This window comes from Nocardia flavorosea NBRC 108225 (genome assembly GCF_001613385.1).
In the GTDB taxonomy this organism is placed as follows: domain Bacteria; phylum Actinomycetota; class Actinomycetes; order Mycobacteriales; family Mycobacteriaceae; genus Nocardia; species Nocardia flavorosea.
Genome location: NZ_BDCG01000033.1, coordinates 1 through 22993, shown reverse-complemented (window position 1 = coordinate 22993; position 22993 = coordinate 1). Strand labels below are relative to the sequence as shown.

The following is a 22993-nucleotide window of genomic DNA, read 5'->3' as shown; positions in this document are numbered from 1 at the left end:
GCCCGCGAGATCCGCGGGGTCCAGCGAGGCCAGCACCGACGGCGTGATGAGCCCGGCCGTCACACCTTCTCGAGCGATCAGCTCGCCCAGTTCCGAACCACCGTAGGTCCCGGTCGGAACCACCACCAGCGCACCGGCCGAACCGACCGCGAGCAGCAGTTCCAGGATCGACGCGTCGAACGACGGCGACGCGAACGCGAGTGCCCGCGAATCCGGAGTCAGCCGGTACCGCTCCACCTGCTCGGCACTGAAGTTCGCCAAGCCTTCGTGGCTGACGACAACACCCTTGGGCAGGCCGGTCGAACCGGAGGTGTAGATGACGTAGGCAGTGTTCGACGGAGTCACCGGCCGCAGCCTGTCGGCGTCGGTCACCGGCCCGGCCGAATACCGGTCCAGATCCAGTTCGTCCAGCACCAGCCAGTCCACCGAATCCGGCAGATCGGCCCGTACCGACGACACCGTGATACCCACGGACGCACCGGAATCGGTGAGCATATGCGCGATCCGGTCCTCCGGATACGTCGGGTCGATCGGCAGGAACGCCGCACCCGACTTCGTCACAGCCCATTCGGCCAGCACCGAATCCGCCGACCGCGGCACCGCCACGGCCACCACATCCTCGGCACCCGAACCGCGGCCGATGAGCACCCGAGCCAAACGGTTCGACCGCTCGTCGAACTCCCCGTAAGAGTGACGAACACCGTCGAACACCACCGCCGGCGCCGCCGGGTCGACCGCCACGGCAGCAGCCAGCAGCTCCGGCAAGGTCCGCGCCGGTACCGCCGGGCCACCCGTGCGGGACAGCAGTTCGCGGCGTTCGCCCGAATCGAGAAGCGGAAGGTCCCCCAGCACGGCATCCGGGTCGGCGGCGACCGCCGCCAGCAGCTGCCGGAACCGCGTGATCATGGTCTGCGCCGTGGATTCGTCGAACAGCTCGGTGGCGTAGTTCAACACCAGTTCCATACCGCCCGCACCGTTTTCGGCGAGGGTGAACTGGAGGTCGAAGCGGGCCACATTGTCGGTGAGTTCCACGCCGGCGACGGTCAGTCCGGCCAGATCCAGGACGGCCTGCTCCTGGTTCTGGAACGACAGCGCCACCTGGAACAGCGGATTGCGGGCCTGCGAACGTTCCGGCGACAGCAGATCCACCAGGCGTTCGAACGGCACATCGGCGTGGCCGAAGGCATCCAGATCCGCCCGGCGGGCCCGGTCCACCAGATCGGCGAAGGAGTCGCCCGAACCGACCTCGGTGCGCAGCACCAAGGTGTTCACGAACATACCGACCAGATCGTCGAGCGCCTGCTCACCGCGACCCGCGATCGGCGTACCGATCGCGATATCGTCGCTGCCGGACAACCGCGCGAGCAATGCCGCCAGGCCGGCGTGCAGCACCATGAACATCGATGCGCCGCGGGCGCGGGCCACGGCATTCAGGTTCCGCACCAGCTCCGTACCCAGTTCGCCGCGTACCGTCGCGCCGCGCATGGAGGCCACCGCGGGCCGGGGGCGGTCGGTGGGCAGGACGAGTTCATCGGGCAGATCCGCGAGAGTCTGCTGCCAGAACGCGATCTGCTGTGCCATCGCGGTCTCGGGGTCGTCCTCGGCGCCCAGGACCTCGCGCTGCCACAGGGTGTAGTCGGCGTACTGCACGGGCAGCGGGTCCCAGTTCGGGAGTTCGCCCTGGGCCCGCGCCGCGTACGCGGTCATCACATCGCGCGCCAGCGGCGCCAGCGAGAAACCGTCACCGGCGATATGGTGCAGCACCACGACCAGCACGAATTCTCCGGGTGCGACGGCGAAGAGCCGGACCCGCACGGGCACGGCCGCGGCCACGTCGAAACCGGCCGACGCGAAATCGACGACCTTCGCGGTCACTTCGTCCGTGGGGACCTGCACCGGATCCAGATCCGCCGTCACCTGGTCGGCAGGCAGGATCAACTGCACCGGCCGGCCACCCAATTCCGGATAGCGAGTGCGCAGTGATTCGTGCCGGGCCACCACATCGCCCATGGCCGCGCGCAATGCCGCCACGTCGAGGTCGCCGGTGAGGCGGATCCCCATCGGCAGGTTGTAGGCCGCCGAGGAGGTGTCGTACTGGTTCAGGAACCACATCCGCTGCTGGGCATAGGACAGCGGCACCTGTTCCGGGCGCTGCCCGGCCACCAGCGGCGGCCGGGTCCGGGCGCCGAACTGTTCCACCCGGACGGCGAGCGCGGCCACGGCCGGCGCCTCGAACAGTGCCCGCACCGGCACCTGGGTGCCGAGCGCGGCGCCGATCCGGGCCGCGACCTGCATACCGATCAGGGAGTTCCCGCCCAGATCGAAGAAATCGTCATCCGCGCCGACCCGTTCCACGCCGAGGACCTCGGCGAACGTATTCGCCACGATCTCCTCGATCGGGGTGGACGGCGCGCGGAACGCCCGCGCCGCGAAGACCGGTTCGGGCAGGGCCCGGCGGTCGAGTTTGCCGCTGGCATTCAGCGGGAAGGCATCGAGCACCACGAACGCGGCGGGCACCATATAGGACGGCAAGCGGCCGGACAGCGCGCTACGCAACGCATCGCTGTCGACCACGGCACCGGCGGCAGGCACCACATAGCCGACGAGCTGATCTCCGGTCCGGGCATCACCGCGCAACACCACCACGGCCTGCGCGACCTCGTCGATATCGGTCAGGGCGGTTTCGATCTCGCCGAGTTCGATCCGCAGACCACGCAGTTTCACCTGGAAATCGGAGCGGCCCAGATATTCGAGCTCACCGCTGGAGTTCCAGCGCACCACATCGCCGGTGCGGTACATCCGCTCGGCGACCTCGAACGGATCGGCGACGAACCGGTCCGCCGACAGGTCCGGCCGCGCCACATAACCGCGCGCCAACTGCACGCCCGACAGATAGAGCTCACCCGCGACACCCACCGGTACCGGCCGCAACCGGGCGTCCAGCACGTACACCCGAGTGTTGAACACCGGGGCGCCGATCGGCACTGTCGTCGTATCCGCGTCGGAGACTTCGTGATAGGTGACGTCGACCGCGGCCTCGGTCGGACCGTACAGGTTGTGCACCGCGGTACCGGTCAGCTCACGCAAACGCTGCGCAGGCTTCGCCGGAAGCGCCTCACCCGAGGAGAACACGAGCCGCAGCGACGCACACGTCCGCGCGCCCGCTTCCCCGGGCAGCGCCGCCACGAACACCGTCAGCATCGACGGCACGAAGTGGGCCACCGTGACCTGCTCGGTATCGATCACCTCGGCCAGATAGGCCGGATCACGATGACCGTCCGGCTTCGCAACCACCAACCGCGCACCGACCTGCAACGGCCAGAAGAACTCCCACACCGACACATCGAACGTCGACGGCGTCTTCTGCAACACCACATCCGACGACCGCACACCGTACTCGGACTGCATCCACACCAGACGATTCACAATCGCCGCATGCGACACCGCCACACCCTTCGGCCGGCCCGTCGAACCCGACGTGAAGATCACGTAGGCCGTATTCGACGACCGCAACGGCGCGACCCGCTCGGCGTCGGTGACGGCGGTATCGGCGTAGCCGGAGAGGTCGATCTCGTCGACCACCACGACCGGCCGGTCCGCCGTGGTGAACCCATCCGCCGCACTGGTCAATACGCAGAGCGGCTGCGCGGTGGCCAGGATGTAATCAGTGCGGTCGGCCGGCTGCTCCGGATCCAGCGGCACATACGCACCACCGGCGGCGACGACCGCGTACATCGCCACCACCAGATCCAGCGAGCGCCGCATCCCCAGCGCCACCGGAACATCCGGTCCGACACCCAGCGAGATCAAGTGCCGGGCCAGGCGGTTCACCCGTGCGGAGAACTCGGCATAGGACAGACCTGTCCCCTCGAACACCACCGCGGGCGCATCCGGCGCGTACGCGACCTGGTCGGCGAACAGACCGGCCAGCGTCGCGGCCGGATCGACGGCGGCCTCCGCGCCGTACCCGCCGCGCAGGACCGTCGACGCCTCCAGCGCGTCCAGCAGCGGGAGATCGCCCAGCGGGCGCTCCGGCGTCTTGACCACGGCTTTCAGCAACCGGGCGAATCGCTGGGCGAACTGCGCGACCGTTTCGCGATCGAACAGGTCGGTCGCGTAGGTGAAGGTCGCATCGATCCCGGCAGCGCCGGTGCGTTCGCTCAAATCCAGCTGAAGATCGAATTTCGCGGTCTCCAGCGGCATATCGACCGCGCTGACACCGAGCCCGGGCAGTTCCGTATGCAGCGGCGGGGTGTTCTGCAGCGACAGCATCACCTGGAACAGCGGATGCCGCGCCTGCGACCGTACCGGGTTGAGAATCTCCACCAGACGCTCGAACGGGAGATCGGCGTGCCCGAACGCGGCGATATCGCTACCGCGCACCGCGCCCAGCAGTTCGGTGAATCCGGCGCCGGAATCGACCGGGGTCCGCAGCACCAAAGTGTTGACGAACATACCGATCAGATCGTCGAGCGCGCGTTCACCGCGGCCCGCGATCGGAGTGCCGATCGCGATATCGCTTTCCCCGGACAGTCGCGACAGCAGTACCGCGAACGCCGCGTGCACGGCCATGAACAGTGTCGCGCCCTCGGTCCGCGCCAGTTCGGCCAGCCCGGCATGGGTTTCGGCGTCGATCTCGAAGGTGTGGGCGGCGCCCCGGCCCGAGGCGATCGCGGGTCGCGGCCGGTCGGCCGGTAGGTCCAGCTGATCCGGTAGCCCGGCCAGCTCCCGCGACCAGTACGCGACCTGCTGGGCGATCACCGATTCGGGATCGTCCTCCGAGCCGAGTACCTGCCGCTGCCAGAGCGCGAAATCGGCGTACTGCACTTCCAGTGGCGTCCAGCCGGGGTTTTCGCCCGCGGTGCGCGCCATATACGCGGTCACCACATCGCGCAGCAGCGGCGCCATCGAGAAACCGTCACCGGAGATGTGATGGACGACGAAGCCGAGCACATGCTCGGACGCATTCAGCCGGAACAACCGGGCCCGGAACGGCACGCTCGCGGTGACATCGAATCCGGCCAGCACCAGTTCGGCGAGCCGCGCGGGCAGATCGCCCGCCGTGACCTCGATGGGTGCCAGTTCGGGCACCACCTCGGCCGCGGGCAGCACCTGCTGGTACGGGGTCCCGCCGACCTCCGGGTAGAAGGTGCGCAGCGATTCGTGCCGCACCAGTACATCGGCGACGGCGGCCTGTAGGGCAGCCGCGTCGAGATCGCCGGTGAGCCGGACCGCGATCGGAATGTTGTTCACGAACGAATCCGGATCGAACCGGTTCAGGAACCACATCCGCTGCTGCGCCAGCGACAGCGGCACCCGTTCCACGACCTCGCCCGAGGGCAGGGTCTGCGTGGGCCGCGGCTGCGGGGTCAGCGCGATCCGCCCACCGGCCTCGGACTGTAGTTCCGCACGCGCGGCCAGGGCGGCCACCGTGGGCGCCTCGAACAGGATGCGCACCGGGACATCGACATCCAGCGCGCGGCCGAGGCGGGCGGCGACCTGGGTCGCGATCAGCGAGTTACCGCCGAGGGCGAAGAAATCGTCGTCCGCGCCGATCCGCTCCGCACCGAGCACATCGGCGTAGACCTCGGCCACGATCTCCTCGATCGGGGTCGACGGCGCCCGGAACTCCCGGGCCTCGAACTCGGGCTCCGGCAGCGCCTTGCGGTCCAGCTTGCCCGAGGTGTTCAACGGGAACGCGTCCAGCTGAACGACGGTCGCCGGCACCATGTAGGTGGGCAGGGTCTCCCGCACCGCATCGAGCAGTTCCGCGGTTTCGATCTGCGCGCCCGGTGCGGGCACCACGTAGGCGACCAGCTGCTCACCCAACTGCGATGCCGCCACCGTGACCACGGCCTGGCTCACCTGCGGCCGCGCCAGGAACGCGGATTCGATCTCGCCGAGTTCGATCCGCTGACCCCGGAACTTCACCTGGAAGTCGGTGCGGCCGAGGTACTCCAGCACCGGCCGGCCGTCGACCCGCTGCCACCGCACCAGGTCGCCGGTGCGGTACATCCGCGCAGCCGTATCGAACGGGCTCGCCACGAACCGATCCGAGGTGAGATCGGGCCGCGTGACATAGCCCCGCGCGAGCTGGTCGCCCGCGAGGTACAGCTCGCCCACAACGCCTTCGGGAACCGGCCGCAGCCGGCCGTCGAGCACATACACCCGCGAGTTCCACTGCGGCACACCGATCGGGACACTGCCGGTTTCGTCGCCGGTGGCCTGCCAGTAGGTGATCGACACCGCGGCCTCGGTCGGCCCGTACAGGTTGTGCAGCGCCGCATCCGAGACAGCGTGCATCGCGGTCACCGTCTCCGGCGGCAACGCCTCACCGATCACGAAGACGTGTTCGAGACCGGGGATCGAGCCCGCCGGCGTGTAGGCGGCGAACACCGTCAGCATCGACGGCACGAAATCGGTCACCGTCACGTTCTGCTCGGCGATGACCCGCGCCAGATACGCCGGGTCGCGGTGGCCGTCGGGAGTGGCGACCACGAGCCGGGCACCGGCGGCCAGCGGCAGGAAGTAACCCCACAGGGATACGTCGAATGTGGTCGCGGTCTTCTGCAGGTACACATCGCGGGCGCCCATCGGGTATTGCGCCAGCATCCAGGCCACCTGGTTGACGATCGCCGCATGCGATACCGCCACGCCCTTCGGCCGCCCCGTCGAACCGGACGTGAAGATGACGTACGCGGTATTACCGGGCCGCACCGTCCCGAGCCGGTCCGCATCGGTCAGCGGTGCCGCGTCGTATCCGGCGACGTCCAGAACGTCGAGCTCCAGTACCGGCACACCTGTCCCCTGGGGAACGGCGCCGGCATCGGCGGTCGTGGTCAGCACGCATACCGGCTGCGCGGTGTCGAGCACATAACCGATCCGCTCGGCCGGATGGTCCGGATCCAGCGGCACATAGGCGCCGCCCGCGGTGACAACCGCATACATGCCGACCACCAGATCCAGCGACCGCCGCATGACCAGCCCGACCAGCGATTCCGGCCCCACGCCCGCGGCCACGAGGACCCGGGCCACCTGATTCACCCGCGTGGACAGTTCCGCATAGGTCAGCTCGGTGCCTTCGAAGGTCACCGCCACCCGGTCCGGATACTCGGCCACCGCCCGGGCGAACCCGTCCAGCAGCAACGCCGGCGCGAGCCGATGATCGGTCGCGTTCCAGCGGCGCAGCACCGTCTCGCGCTCCGCGGCGTCCAGCAGATCGATATCGCCGACAGCGACGCCCGGATCGGCGGCAAATCCGCCCAGCACACGGACGAGCCGGTCCGCGATCCGCCGGACCTCGGCCTCGCCGAACATGTCCTGCCGGTAGCCGGCCCGGACCCGCAGCGTGCTGCCCAGCGACGCGACCAGCGTGAGCGGGTAGTGCGTGGCGTCGACGCCGTCGAGACCGGTCACCGCCATACCGTCGATATCGGCGGCCTGCGCCTGAATACCCTCGGCGTCCACCGGATACGACTCGAACACGAGCAGGGTGTCGAACAATGCCGGCATCCCGGCCGCCGCGTGGATATCGGCGAGGCCCACGTGATGGTGGTCGAGCAGATCGGCCTGTTCGGCCTGGACCCGGCCCAGCAGGGTCCGCGCGGATTCGCCGGGCGCGAATCGCACCCGCACAGGGATGGTGTTGATGAACAACCCGACCATCGATTCCACGCCGGGCAGCTCCGGCGGGCGGCCGGAGACCGTGGCGCCGAACAGCACATCGTCGCGTCCGGTCAGCTGGCCCAGCAGTACCGCCCAGGCCACCTGCAGCACCGTATTCGCGGTAACGCCGAGTTCGGCGGCCAGCGCGGTGATCCGGGCGGTGGCCTCGGTGTCCAGCTCGAACACGTATTCACCGGCGAGCGCGGTGATCTCGTGTGCGGAGCCGCCTGTTCCGGCGCGAGCGAGCAGTGTCGGTTCGCCGACCTCCGCCAGCGCGGACCGCCAGGCGTCCAGCGATACCTGCCGGTCCTGCCGGCCCACCCACTCCAGGAACGTGCGGTAGGACCGGACCGCCGGCAGACCGGTGGTTTCGGCATGCAGCGCGTACAGGGTCAGCAGATCCCGCATGAGCAGCGGCATCGACCAGCCGTCGAGCAGAATGTGGTGGTTGGACACCACGAACTGCCAGGTGTCGGCTCCGGTCTTGATCAGCGTGAAGCGCAGCAGCGGCGGCGCGGTGAGATCGAAGCGCCGCATCCGGTCCGCCTCGATGAGATCGGCCGCGGTGCCGGTGGCGCTGCGGTCGTATTCGGTCCAGTCGACCGGCAGATCCTTCAGGACCACCTGGACCGGGTGGCCTTCGTGGTCGGTGACGAAGGCGGTGCGCAGGTTCTCGTACCGGTCGACCAGTGCCTGGGCCGATGCCCGCAACCGGTCGGCGTCCACCCGGCCGCTCAGGGTCAGCACGACCTGACCGGTGTACACGTCCACCGACGCGGCGGCGAGCTGAGCGTGGAACAGCATGCCGGCCTGCATCGAGGACAGCGGCCACACATCGGCGACCGGCATCGGGAAACGCCGTTCGATTCCGTCGATATCGGACTGCGACAGGGCGACCATGCCGAAATCGGAGGGGGTGTGCCCACCGGCGCCCGCGGAATTCGCGTGCCGGGCGACCGCTTCCAGCGCCTGCGCCCACAACTCACCGAATTCGCGCACTTCGTCGGCCCCGAGCAGAGTCGTCGGGTATCCGATATTCGCGGTGAACTCGTCGCCGACGACGATAGCGTTGATATCCAGCAGCGCCAGGGCGGGCATATCCGCGTCGAAGGCCGCGTCCACCGCCAGATCCGCCGGCAGCCAGCCGAAATCACGCATCTCCGGGGAGATCTCGCTCGCCCCGGCGGAACGGCCCAGGTAGTTGAAGCTCACCTGACCCGGCAGTTCGGCCGGCAGCTCACCCGCAGTCCGCGGGTTCAGGTGGCGCAGCAGCCCGTAGCCGATGCCCTTGTCCGGCACCGCGAGCAGCTGTTCCTTGACCGCTTTGAGCGCAGCACCCAGCGACGGGCCACCGGCGAGAGCATCCTCGATATCGATACCGGCGGGCGCGAACCGCACCGGGAACACCGAGGTGAACCAGCCGACAGTGTGGGACAGATCGGCACCGGGCACGACCTCTTCCTCACGACCGTGCCCCTCGAGCCGGATCAGCAACGGATCGTCCAGCGCCGCCCCGGGCACCCGGCGGGCCCGCCACGTGGTGGCGGCCAGGACGAGCGCGGTGAGCAGGCCGTCGTTCACGCCACCGTGGAACAGCGCCGGGACCGTGGTGAGCAGTGCCTGGGTGACCTCGGGAGATACGCGCACCGCATGGGTTTCGACCAGTGCGGCGGTATCGACCGCCGGGTCCAGCGCGCGCTCGGACAGCAGCGGATCGGCGGTACCGGCGACGATCCGCCAGTACTCGAGTTCGGCCTCCCGCTCGGCGCTGTGCGCATGCTGCTCCAGCGCATGCGCCCAGGTGCGCATCGAGGTGGTCGGCTTCGGCAGTTCCGGTGCCTGACCGGCGCTGTGCGCACCGGCGGAGAGCACGAAATCGGGCAGCAGGATCCGCCAGGACACCCCGTCGACCACCAGGTGGTGGGCGATGACGACCAGGTAACCCGCCCGTTCGGCGGAATCCGGTTCGAGCCAGGCGAAGCGCACCACCACACCGGCCGCCGGATCCATCCGGTCCAGCGCGGCATCGGCGGCGGCGGACGCGATTTCGGCGACCTGATCATCGGTGGCGGCGGCGTCGAACACGGTGTGGTCGATGAGCGCGTCCACATCGACCGCACCGGGCTCGGCGGCCTCCAGGACCCATTCGCCGTCCACGGGTGCCAGACGCGAGCGCAACATATCGTGCCGGTCGAGCACCGGGCCGACCACTGCCGCGATTGTTTCGCGGGTTACGCCGACCGGCAGGCTCAGCGGCGTCAGCTGATGGAAACGCCCGAACGAGCCGAAACGGTCGACCATTGTCCGCACCACGGGGGTGAGCGGCATCCGGCCGACTCCACCGCCCGGCAATTCGGCCAGTGTCGGCACCGCCCGGTCGGCGGATTCGGCGAACTCGGCGACCGACGCCAAACCGGCCACCGTGCGCTGTTCGAACACCTGCCGCGGCGTGAACACCACACCGCGGGCCTTGGCGCGCGACACCAGCTGAATGGACACGATGCTGTCGCCGCCGAGGGCGAAGAAATCGTCGTCCGCGCCGATCCGCTCGACCCCGAGGACCTCGGCGAAGGTATCCGCCACGATCTCCTCGATGGGGGTCGCGGCGGCCCGGAATTCGCGGACCTCGAACACTGGTTCCGGCAACGCTTTACGGTCCAATTTGCCCGAGGCGTTCAGCGGGAACGCGTCCAGTTCCACGAACGCCGCCGGCACCATGAACGACGGCAGGCGGTCGTTCAGATGGGTCCGCAGAACATCGGTGTCGGTGGTCGCGCCGGCGGCCGGGATCACGTAGGCGACCAGCTGATCACCGGCACCCGAATGCCGCAGGATGACCAGTGCCCGGGCCACCGAGTCGTGTTCGGTGAGTGCGGCTTCGATCTCACCGGGTTCGATCCGCTGACCGTGCAGCTTCACCTGGAAGTCGCTGCGGCCCAGGTACTCCAGCTCGCCGTCCGGGGTCCAGCAGACCACATCGCCCGTGCGGTACATCCGCTCACCGGCCCGGAACGGGTTCGCGACGAACCGCGTGGTGGTCAGGTCGGGGCGGGCCAGATAGCCGTGCGCCAGCTGGGCACCGCTGAGGTAGAGCTCACCCCGGACGCCCGCAGGCACCGGCCGCAACCGGTCGTCGAGCACGTAGGTCTGGGTGTTGAGACCGGGGATACCGATCGGCACCGCACCGGTTTCGGTGCCGGTCACCTCGTGCGCGGTGACGTCGATGGTGGCCTCGGTCGGCCCGTACTGGTTGAACAGGCGGGCGCCGGTACGTTCACGCAGTTGCTGCGCGAGTTCACCGGACAGCAGCTCGCCGCCGACGACGATACTGCGCAGGCCGGCCCAGTCCGCGGGATCGGATTCGGACAGGAACACCGACAACAGCGACGGCACGAACTGCGCCATCGTCACGCCCTCGCCGGCCATCAACCGGGTGAGGTACGCGGCGTCGCGGTGCCCCTCCGAATCTGCGATGACCAGGCGGGCGCCGAGTTGCAGCGGCAGGAAGAACTCCACCACGGACGGGTCGAAGGTCGCCAGGGTGCGCTGCAGCAGCACATCGCCGGCGCCGATCCCGTGCCGTTCGCGGGTGGTGGCCAGATAGTTGAGCACCGCCCGGTGTGAGACCGGGACGCCCTTCGGCCGGCCGGTGGAGCCCGAGGTGAAGATCGCGTACGCGGTGTTGTCCGGGCGCACCGGCCGCAGCCGATCCGCGCCGGTGAGCGGCGCATCCGCGAAATCGGTCAGGTCCAGCCGATCGATCCGCACCTGCCCGGCGATCGCCGGATCGAGGTCTTCGCCCGAGGTCAGCACACAGACCGGACGCACGGTGTCGACGATGTATTCGAGCCGGTCCACGGGCTGGTCCGGATCCAGCGGCACATACGCACCGCCGGCCGCCACCACGGCGTAGGCGGCGGTGAGCAGGTCGAACGACCGGCGCATCCCAAGGGCCACATAGGTTTCCGTGCCGACCCCGGCCTCGCGCAGCCACCGTGCCAGCCGGTGCACCCGGCTCGCGAACTCGCCGTAGGACAGACCGGTGCCCTCGTAGGTCAGGGCGGTCCGGTCCGGGCTCTCCGCTACGACCCGCTCGAACCCGTCCAGCAACAGGCCGGGCGCGATCGCCTGCTCGGTGGCGTTCCACCGGTGCAGCACCAGTTGCCGTTCGGCCGCGTCGAGCAGTTCGATCTCACCGACCGGCGCCGTGGGATCGGCGGCGATCCCTTCGAGCACCCGCAGGAACCGGTCCACGAACCCGGCCACCGTCGCGTGATCGAACAACGCGGTGGCATAGGTCAGATAGCCGCTGACCCCTTCCGGGACACCCGTCGCGTCGTAGGTGTCGCTGAGAATCATGCTCAGGTCGTACAGCGCCGCCTCGGCACCGGCCTCGACACCGGACACCGACAGACCGGGCAGTTCCAGGCTGGTCTGCGCCAGGTTCTGGAAGGTGAAGCCCACCTGGAACAGCGGGTGCCGCGCCGTCGACCGCACCGGGTTCAGCGCTTCCACCAGCTGTTCGAACGGCACATCGGCATGCGCGAGAGCCGCGATATCGGCCTCGCGCTGGCGCGCCAGCAGATCGGTGAACGATTCCCCGCCGTCGACCTCGGTCCGGAACACCAGGGTGTTCACGAACATGCCGATCACCTCGTCGAGGGCGGCATCGCCGCGGCCCGCGACCGGGGTACCGATCGCGATATCGCCGGTGCCCGACAACCGGGCCAGCAACACCGCGAACGCGGTATGCGCCACCATGAACAGGGTCGCGCCCTGTTCACGGGCGAAATCGGTCAGCGCGCGGTGCAGTTGCGCATCGATACGCACCTCGACCCGGCCACCGTCATACGACTGCGCCGCGGGCCGCGGGCGGTCGGTCGGCAGATCCAGCTGCTCGGGCAGATCCGCCAACGCAGAGCGCCAGTAGGCGAGCTGCTCGTGCGCCAGCGACGACGGATCGGTGCCGTCGCCCAGCAGGTTCCGCTGCCAGATCGCGAAATCGGCGTACTGGACCGGCAGCGGCGCCCACTCCGGCGCCCGGCCGGCCGCCCGCGCCGAATACGCGGTCATCAGGTCCCGTGTCAGCGGTGTCATCGACGAACCGTCGCCGGAAATATGATGCACCACCGCGGCGAGCACGTATTCGTCTGCCGCACCGTCGATCTGCAACAGGGTCACCGACACCGGTACCTGTTCGGCGACATCGAACGACATCCCGGCGAGTTCGGCCACCACGGTTTCGATCTCGTCCGCGGACACCGTGCGGATCTCGAGCTCCGGCACCGCCCCCGTGGCCGGCAGTACTACCTGCGCCGGCCCGGCCTCGGTTTCCGGGTACACCGTCCGCAGCACCTCGTGCCGGGCCACCAGATCGGTGACCGCCTGCCGCAGGGCAGGCACGTCCAGCTGCCCGGACAACCGGATCACCATCGGGATGTTGTAGGCGGCCGCGCCACCGTCGAACCAGTTCAGGAACCACATCCGCTGCTGTGCCAGCGACAGCGGGATCCGTGTCACGACCTCACCGGACGGCAGCGCCCGGGTGGGCCGCGGCTGCGGTACCAGCGGCGGACGTCCACCGGAACCGGTCTGCTCTTCGAGCCGCGCGGCCAGCGCACCGACGGCGGAGGCTTCGAACAGGGTCCGCACCGGCACCTGGGTGTTCAGCGCGGCACCCAGCCGCGCCACGGCCTGGGTGGCGAGCAGCGAGTTACCACCGAGCGCGAAGAAATCGTCGGCCACGCCGACCCGCTCCACACCGAGGACCTCGGCGAGCACACCGGCGACCACGTTCTCGGTCGGCGTCGACGGCGCCCGGAACTCCTTCACCTCGAAAACAGGTTCCGGCAGGGCCCGGCGGTCCAGCTTGCCGGCCGGAGTCAGCGGGATCGCGTCGAGCACCATGATCGACGACGGCACCATGTACGCCGGCAACCGCTGCCCGGCATATTCGCGAACCTCGTCGGTATCGACGGAACGACCGGCAGCGGCAACCACATACGAGACGAGCGAGGTCACGCCCGCGGCATTCTTGTGGCCGGTGGTGACCGCGAAATCCACCGTGTCGTGCGCGGTCAGCGCGGCATCGATCTCGCCGAGCTCGATCCGGAAACCGCGCACCTTCACCTGGAAGTCGTTACGACCCACGTACTCCACCGCGGGATCACCGGCGGCGTCACGACGCCAGCGCACCAGGTCACCGGTGCGGTACAGACGAGCCCCGGGCTCACCGTGCGGGTCGGCGACGAACCGTTCCGCGGTGAGACCCGCCCGCGCGTGATAACCACGCGCCAACTGGACACCGCCGACATACAACTCGCCGGCGACCCCCTCGGGGACCGGGTTCAACCGGTCGTCGAGCACCAGCGCACGCATACCGCGCACCGGGCCACCGATCGTCACGCGGTCACCGGCATGCAGCACACCGCTGATATTCGTGGCAATCGTGGCTTCGGTCGGACCGTAGGCATTGTGCAGCCGGCGCCCGGCCCCACCCGCCGGCGCGGTCGACCATTTCGCGACGAGATCCGCGGAAATGGCTTCACCACCGGAGATGATCACTTCCATACCCGCGAGATCCGCAGGGTCCAGCGACGCCAGCACCGACGGCGTGATCAAACCGACCGTCACACCCTCACGGGAGATCAGCTCACCCAATTCCGCGCCACCGTAGGTACCGGTCGGAACCACAACCAGCGCACCCGCCGAACCCACAGCCAGCAACAATTCCAGGATCGACGCATCGAACGACGGCGACGCGAACGCCAACGCCCGCGACGCCGGAGTCAACCCGTACCGCTCCACCTGCTCGGCACTGAAATTCGCCAAGCCCGCATGGCTCACCACCACGCCCTTGGGCAGGCCGGTCGAACCGGAGGTGTAGATGACATACGCAGCGCTTTCCGGAGTCAACGGCCAGACCCGATCGGCATCGGTGATCGGCTCGGCCGGGTATCCGTCGAGCGCGAGCTCGTCGAGCACCAGCCAGTCCACCGTATCCGGCAGGTCGGCGCGTACCGAGGAGACCGTGATACCCGCGGGCGCACCGGAATCGGTGAGCATATGGGTGATCCGGTCTTCCGGATAGGTCGGGTCGATCGGCAGGAATGCGGCGCCGGATTTGGTCACGGCCCATTCGGCCAGCACCGAATCCGCCGACCGCGGCACCGCCACGGCCACCACGTCGTCGGCACCCAGACAACGCTCGATCAGCACCTGCGCCAAACGGTTCGATCGCTCGTCGAACTCCCCATAGGAGAACTGAACACCGTCGAACACCACGGCCGGTGCGGCCGGATCGACCGCCACGGCAGCGGCCAGCAGCTCCGGCAACGTCCCGGCCGGCAGCGCCGGACCACCCGTACGGCTCAGGGCCGCGGCCCGTTCGGTGTCGTCGAGGATCTCGATCGCGCCCAGCACCACATCCGGATCGGCGGCAACCGTGGAAAGCAACCGCTGGAACCGCGTGATCATCGTCCGGACAGTGGCTTCGTCGAACAGTTCGGTGGCGTAGTTCAGATCCAGAACCATTCCGCCCGAGCCATTCTCGGCCAGAGTGAACTGCAGATCGAAGCGCGCGACATCGTCGGCGAGGTCCACACCCGACACCTCGAGCCCGGCCAGATCCAGCACCGGCTGCTCGTTGTTCTGCAGCGACAACGCCACCTGGAACAGCGGGTTGCGCGCCTGCGAACGCTCCGGCGCCAGCAGATCCACCAGGCGTTCGAACGGCACATCCGCATGCCCGAACGCGTCGAGGTCGGCGTGTTTCGCCCGCTCCAGCAGGTCGGCGAAGGTCTCCCCCGATTCGACCGCGGTGCGCAGCACCAGGGTGTTGACGAACATACCGACCAGATCGTCGAGCGCCTGCTCACCACGACCCGCGATCGGCGTACCGATGGCGATGTCATCACTACCGGAGAGGCGGGCCAGCAGTGCGGCGAGCGCCGCGTGCAGCACCATGAACATCGAAGCGCCACGGGCGCGGGCCAGCTCGTCCAGCGTCCGGATCAGCTCGGCCGACAGTTCGGCGCGCACGGTCGCACCGCGCAGCGAGGCCACCGCCGGGCGCGGCCGGTCGGCCGGCAATGCCAGTTCGTCGGGCAGCTCGGCGAGAGTGCGCTGCCAGAAGGCGATCTGCCGCGCCATCGGCGAGGCCGTATCGTCCTCGGCACCCAGCACCTGCCGCTGCCACAGCGCGTAGTCGGCGTATTGGACGGGCAGCGGGTCCCACCCGGGCATATCGCCTTGGACTCGGGCCGCATAGGCGGTCATCACATCACGAGCCAGCGGCGCCATCGAAAAACCGTCCGCGGCGATATGGTGCACAACCACGACCAACACATGGTCATCCGGCGCGGTCGTGAACAGCCGGATCCGCAGCGGAATCGCCGCGGCTACATCGAAACCGGCGGCCACAAATCCTGTGATCGCCGCTACCGTCTCGGCCGCGGTGACAACGACCGGTGTGAGATCCAGCTCCACTTGGGAAGCGGGCACGATCACCTGCGCCGGCGCATCGTCGAGCCGCGGATACCTGGTGCGCAACGATTCGTGGCGCCACACCACATCGGCCACCGCCGAGCGCAAGGCCGCCACGTCGAGGTCCCCGCTGAGGCGGATAGCCATCGGCAGGTTGTAGGCCACGGATTCGGTGTCGTACTGATTCAGGAACCACATACGCTGCTGTGCGTACGACAGCGGCACCTGCTCGGGGCGGGGGCCCGCCACCAGCGGTGCACGCGTACTCACCCCGGCCTGTTCGGCCCGAACCGCCAGGGCCGCCACCGTCGGCGCCTCGAACAGCGCACGCACCGGCAGACCGACGCCGAGCGCCGCGCCGATCCGTGCCGCAACCTGCGTTGCGACCAGCGAGTTACCACCCAGCTCGAAGAAATCGTCGTCCGCGCCGACCCGTTCCACACCGAGGACCTCGGCGAACGTATTCGCCACGATCTCCTCGATCGGAGTCGAGGGCGCCCGGAACTCACGGGCCTCGAACACCGGGTCGGGCAACGCCTTCTGATCCAATTTTCCGGAGGCGTTCAGCGGGAAAGCGTCCAGCACCATGTACGCCGACGGCACCATATACGACGGCAGCCGGTCGCGGAGACGAGTGCGTAGCTCCTCGGAATCGATCGCGTAGCCAGAGGTCGGCACGACATACGCCACCAGTTGGTCGCCGATCCGCGGATGACTGCGCATGACAACCAGCGCCTGCGCGACGGAACCTACCTCGGTGAGCGCGTGCTCGATCTCGCCCGGCTCGACGCGCAGACCGCGCAACTTCACCTGGAAGTCGCTGCGCCCCAGATATTCCAGCTCTCCCTCCGTGGACCAGCGCACCACATCACCGGTGCGGTACATACGCTCGCCCGTGCGGAACGGATTCGCGACGAAGCGCGTGGTGGTCAGGTCGAAACGAGCCAGATAGCCGTGCGCCAGCTGCGCGCCACTGATATAGAGCTCACCGGGAACGCCCGCGGGAACCGGCCGCAACCGCTCGTCCAGCACATAGGTCTGGGTGTTGAACCCGGGGACACCGATGGGCACCGCCCCGGTCTCGTCGCCGGTCACTTCGTAATGGGTGACATCGACCGTGGTCTCGGTCGGCCCGTACGTGTTGTGCAGACGAGCGCTGGTGCGTTCCCGCAGCCGCTGCGCGATATCGCTGGAGAGCAGTTCGCCACCGAGAACGATATTGCGCAGCCCGGCCCAGGTCTCGGGATCTGATTCGGCCAGCAACACCGACAGCATCGACGGCACGAATTCGGCGTAGGTAACCCCTTCGTCGGCCATCAGCTGGGTCAGGTAGCTCGCATCGCGATGGCCCTCCGACCGGGCGATAACGAGCCGGGCACCCACCTGTAGCGGCAGGAAAAACTCGACCACCGAGGTGTCGAATGTGGCCAGCGTACGCTGCACCAGCACATCGTCGGCACCAATTCCGTACCGGGCGTGCGTGGACACGAGGTAGTTCACTGCCGCGCGGTGCGAGATCACAACGCCTTTCGGCCGGCCCGTCGAGCCCGATGTGAAGATCGCGTACGCGGCGTTTTCCGCTCGCAGCGGCCGAACTCGATCGGCGTCGGTGAGCGGAGTGTCGGCGAAGCCGGAGAGGTCCAGCCGATCGATGCGCACTTGGTGGGCGATCGCCGGATCCAGATCGTCACCGGAGGTCAGTACGCAGGCCGGGCGCGCGGTATCGAGGATGTACTCGAGGCGGTCCACGGGCTGGTCCGGGTCCAGCGGCACATAAGCGCCGCCAGCGGCCACGACCGCGTAGATACCGGTGAGCAGATCGAACGAGCGGCGCATGCCCAGGGCCACATAGGACTCCGGGCCTACGCCCGCCTCGCTCAGCCACCGCGCGAGACGGTGCACCCCGCTCGCGAACTCACCGTATGTTAGGCCGGCCTCCTCGAAGGTGAGGGCTATCGCCTCCGGACTCCGGACGACCTGAGCCTCGAACAGGGAGACCAGCGTCATAATGGCATTGCCCGGAGTCGCGGTAAGTGCGGTACCGACCGGGAAGTCGGTGTCGTTCCACCGCCGAAGCACCATCGCCCGCTCCACCGGATCCATCAGCTCGATATCACCCACCGGCAGGGCGGGCACAGCACTGACGACGCCGAGCAGCCGCAGGAAACGGCGACTGAACTCGGCGATATACGACTGATCGAAAAGGTCGGCGGCGTACACGATATCGGCATCCAGCGCCGATCCACCCGACACCGAACGGCTCAACGTGAGCACCAGATCATATTTGACCATCGGTGGTTCCACGTTCACCGTGGACAGGGTCAGATTCGGCAGTGCGAGTTGCGAATCTCCGAGATTCTGGAATACCAGCATCACCTGGAACAGCGGCTGCCGCGATTGCGACCGCACCGGGTTCAGTACCTCGACCAGCCGCTCGAACGGTACGTCGGCATTCGCGAACGCGTGCAGATCACGGTCGCGCACCTGGTCGAGAAGTTCGGTGAACGGCATCGCGATATCGACGCGAGTACGCAGAACCAGCGTATTCACGAACATGCCGACCATATCGTCGAGCGCACGTTCGCCGCGTCCGGCTACGGGGATACCGATGGCGATATCGTCCGTGCCGCTGAGCCGGGCCAGCAGCGCGGAGAAGCTACTGTGCACCACCATGAACAAGGTGGTGCCCCGGGCCTTGGCGAGCTCGTCGAGGTCGTCGACCAGTTCGGCGGGCACGACGAACCGGTGGGTCGCCGCCCGCTCACTCGCCACCACCGGACGGGTCCGGGTGGACAACCGGAGCTCGTCGGGCAAACCCTCGAGTTCCGAGCGCCAGAAGTCGAGCTGCCGTGCCGCCAGTGACGACGGATCGTCCTCGGAGCCGAGCAGTTCACGCTGCCAGATCGCGTAGTCGATGTACTGAACTGTCATCGGTGGCCAGTCCGGAACGCGGCCGGCGGTCCGCGCCTCGTACGCGATCATCAGATCACGGCTCAGTGGATGCATCGAGAAACCATCGGCCGCAATGTGGTGCACTACTCCGACCAGCACATGGTCATCGTCACCCACGCGGTAGACCCGCATCCGAGCCGGCGGATCGACAGTCAGGTCGAAGCCCTGGCAGACGAATTCAGTGATCGACGACAGCAGTTCGTCGCCGAGGTCACCCGCGGCGTCGACACCGGCGCGGATATCTCGAATATCCACAACCGGAACAGCGTCGGCCACCGGCAGTACCCGCTGATAACCGATACCGTCGTACGCGGGGTACACGGTGCGCAGAGATTCGTGCCGGGCGGTCACATCACCGACCGCCGCGATGATGGCCGGGACGTCCAGCGTGCCCCGCAACCGCATGAGAATCGGGATATTGTCAGCCGCCGATTCGGGTTCGAAACGGTTGAGGAACCACATCCGCTGCTGTGCCTGCGACAGCGGCGGACGTTCGGGCCGGGGCCGAGGTGCGAGCGTCGGCCGCCCGCCGGTCCCGGCCTGCTGTTCTACTCGCGCTGCCAGCGCAGCAACGGTCGAGTTCTCGAACAGCATCCGCACCGGAACCTGGGTGTCGAGTGCTGAACCGATCCGCGCCGCGACCTGTGTCGCGATCAGCGAGTTACCGCCGAGCGCAAAGAAGTCGTCGTCGGCGCCGATCCGTTCAGCGCCCAGAAGCTCGGCGAAAACACTGGCGACGATCTCCTCGATCGGAGTCGAAACCGCGCGCGAACCACCGGTTTCGAAAACCGGAGCGGGAAGTGCCCGCCGGTCCAGCTTGCCGTTGACGGTCAACGGGATTCGATCCACCACAACGAGCGCCGACGGAACCATATAGGACGGCAGCCGCAGCGTCGCACCCTCGCGGACCGCGTCGGGATCAGGCTCTGTTCCGGTCTCCGGCACCATATAGCCGACGATCCGGTGATCACCCGGTTTGTCCTCGCGGACGATCACCGCGGCCTGCGCCACCCCCGGCTGCGCCAGGACGGCGGCCTCGATCTCACCGAGCTCGATCCGGAATCCGCGCACCTTCACCTGATCGTCGGCGCGCCCGAGGTATTCGAGTTCGCCGAAGCGGTTCCAGCGGGCGAGGTCACCGGAGCGGTACAGGCGATCGCCTGGTTCACCCAGTGGGTCGGCCACGAAACGGGCCGCGGTCAGCTCGGGGCGGGCGAGGTAGCCGCGGGCCAGCTGCACACCGGAGACATACAGCTCGCCCGATACCCCGACCGGCGCCGGCCGCAGCCGTTCGTCCAGCACATAGAGCCGCAATCCGCCCAGCGCACGGCCCACCACGCTGCCGGCCGCGCCGGCGATGGTGGCGGCGTCGAGCGCGCGGTAGGACACGTGCACCGTGGTCTCGGTGATGCCGTACATGTTCACCAGCAGCGGCGACGCGGTTTCCCGCCCGTCGGCCACATGGGTGCGCCCGGCCGTACCGTCCCCGTGCCGTTCGACCCAGTCGGTGAGGCGGCGCAGTTCCAGCGCCTCGCCACCGAACACGACGTAGCGCAGCGCGAGCGGACGGTCGTCGGCGGCGGTGCGATCCGCCTCGGCCAGCTGATAGAACGCCGACGGCGTCTGATTCAGCACAGTGACGCGTTCGGCGCGCAGCAGTTCCAGGAACTGCTGCGGCGACCGGGAAACGTAGTAGTCGACGACCACGAGGGTGCCGCCGAACAGCAGCGGGCCCCACAGTTCCCAGACCGAGAAGTCGAAGGCGTAGGAGTGGAACAGCGTCCACACGTCTTCGGGGCCGAAACCGAATTCGCGCTCGGTATTGGCGAACAGCCGCACCACATTGCGGTGTGGTACCGCGACGCCCTTGGGACGGCCGGTGGAACCGGAGGTGTAGATGACGTAGGCGGTGTTGTCCGGCCGCAGTGGCGCACGGCGGTCCGCGTCGGTGATCGGGCCGTCGTCGGCGTCCTCGATATCGCCTGCTTCCACCGCGTAACCGTCCACCGCAACCCGCGAAACGCCGGCCGGAAGGTCCACCCCGAGGGTGGAATCCAGCACCACGGTCGCCGGACGGGCATCGTCCAGGATGTAGGCGAGCCGTTCCGCCGGAGAGTCCGGGTCCACCGGGACGTAACCGGCACCCGATTTGATCACCGCGAGCAGCGCGACCACCAGATCCAGCGAACGCGGCAGCAACACCGCGACCAGGCTCTCCGGTCCGGCGCCCTCGTCGATCAGGCGGCGGGCCAGCACATTGGCCCGGCGGTCCAGTTCGGCGTAGCTGAGCCGGTCGTCACCGAACTTCACGGCCGTCCGCTGCGGATGTTCACCGGCGGCGACCTCGAACAGGCTCGCCAGCGTGGCTGTTGCGGGCTCATCGACGGCACGGCCCTCGACCTCGAACACGCCCGGTGCGGCGTCGGGGCGGATCCCCGTCCACGCCTCCACGACATCGGTGCGCTCGGATTCGGCGAGCAGATCGATATCGCCGACAGCGATATCTGGATCCGCCACGACCGCGCGCAGGATCCGCACCAGCCGCTCGGCGAATCCGGTCACGGTTTCCGGATCGAACAGATCGGTGGCATACGACCACTGCATGAGCAGACTGCCGTCCGCGGCACCGTCGGTACCGACAGTGAGTTGCAGATCGAACTTCGCCAGGCCGGGATCGAAATCGACGACCTCGAGATCCAGCCCCGGCAGGGATACGCCGCGCATATCCGCCGCCGACGCGGCCTCGAAGGCCAGCGCCACCTGGAACAGCGGGTGATGCGCCTGCGAGCGGCGCGGATTCAGGATGTCGACCAGCCGCTCGAACGGGATATCGGCATGCGAGAAAGCAGCCAGATCGGTACGGCGTACTTCGGCCAGCAGTTCGGTGAACGGCATCGCCGCGGACACCTCGGTACGCAACACCAGAGTGTTGACGAACATGCCGACCAGATCGTCGAGTGCCTGTTCGCCGCGGCCGGCGATCGGAGTACCGATGGCGATATCGCCACTGGCCGACATCCGGCTCGACCATGCCGCCAGCACGGCGTGCACCAGCATGAACAGGGTGGTGCCCTGCGAGCGGGCCAGGTTCTCCAGCTCGGTGCGCAGTGCCGGATCCACGGCGAAATCGTGGACGGCACCGGAATTGGAGGCGATCTCCGGTCGCGGCCGATCCGCCGGGAGTTCCAGCTGATCGGGCAGGTCCCGGAGGTTGTCGACCCAGTACTCGACCTGCTGGGCGGCGACCGAATCGGGATCGTCCTCCGAACCCAGCACCTCGCGTTGCCACAGCGCGTAATCGGCGTACTGGACCGGCAGCGGCGCCCAGCCGGGCGCCACACCGCGGCTGCGATCGCTGTAGGCGACGACGAGGTCACGCAGCAGCGGCCGCGGCGAGAAACCGTCGGCGCTGATGTGATGGGCGACCAGGACGAAGACGTGGTTGTGCTCGTCGAGCCGCAGCAGAGTCGTCTGGAACGGCGGTGCCGCGGTGACATCGAAGACCGCACCGGCCAATGCCAGGATCCGCGCCGGCAGTTCCGCATCGGTGACGGGTTCGGCGACGAGATCCAGAGCCACCTCGTCGGCACGCAGCACCTGCTGGTGCCCGACACCGTCCACCTCGGGGTACACGGTCCGCAGCACCTCGTGCCGGTCCACCAGATCGGCGAGCGCGGCCTGCAGAGCGTCCACATCGAGGTCACCGGTGAGCCGGATGGCGAACGGGATGTTGTAGGTGGCCGAGGCGCTGTCGAAACGGTTGAGGAACCACATCCGCTGCTGCGCCAGCGACAACGGCACCCGATCCGGGCGGGGCCGCGGGGCAAGTACCGGCAGACCGGTGCGACCGGTTGCGGTCTCGGCGGCGGCTGCCAGGGCGGACACCGTGGAC

Annotated in this window: 1 protein-coding gene; it reads right to left on the bottom strand. The window is 68.3% G+C overall.

Going from position 1 to position 22993, the window contains the following annotated elements:
- The coding region (locus tag NFL01S_RS33390; RefSeq protein ID WP_157117296.1) for a non-ribosomal peptide synthase/polyketide synthase at nt 1-22993 on the bottom strand (22993 nt) is incomplete at both ends.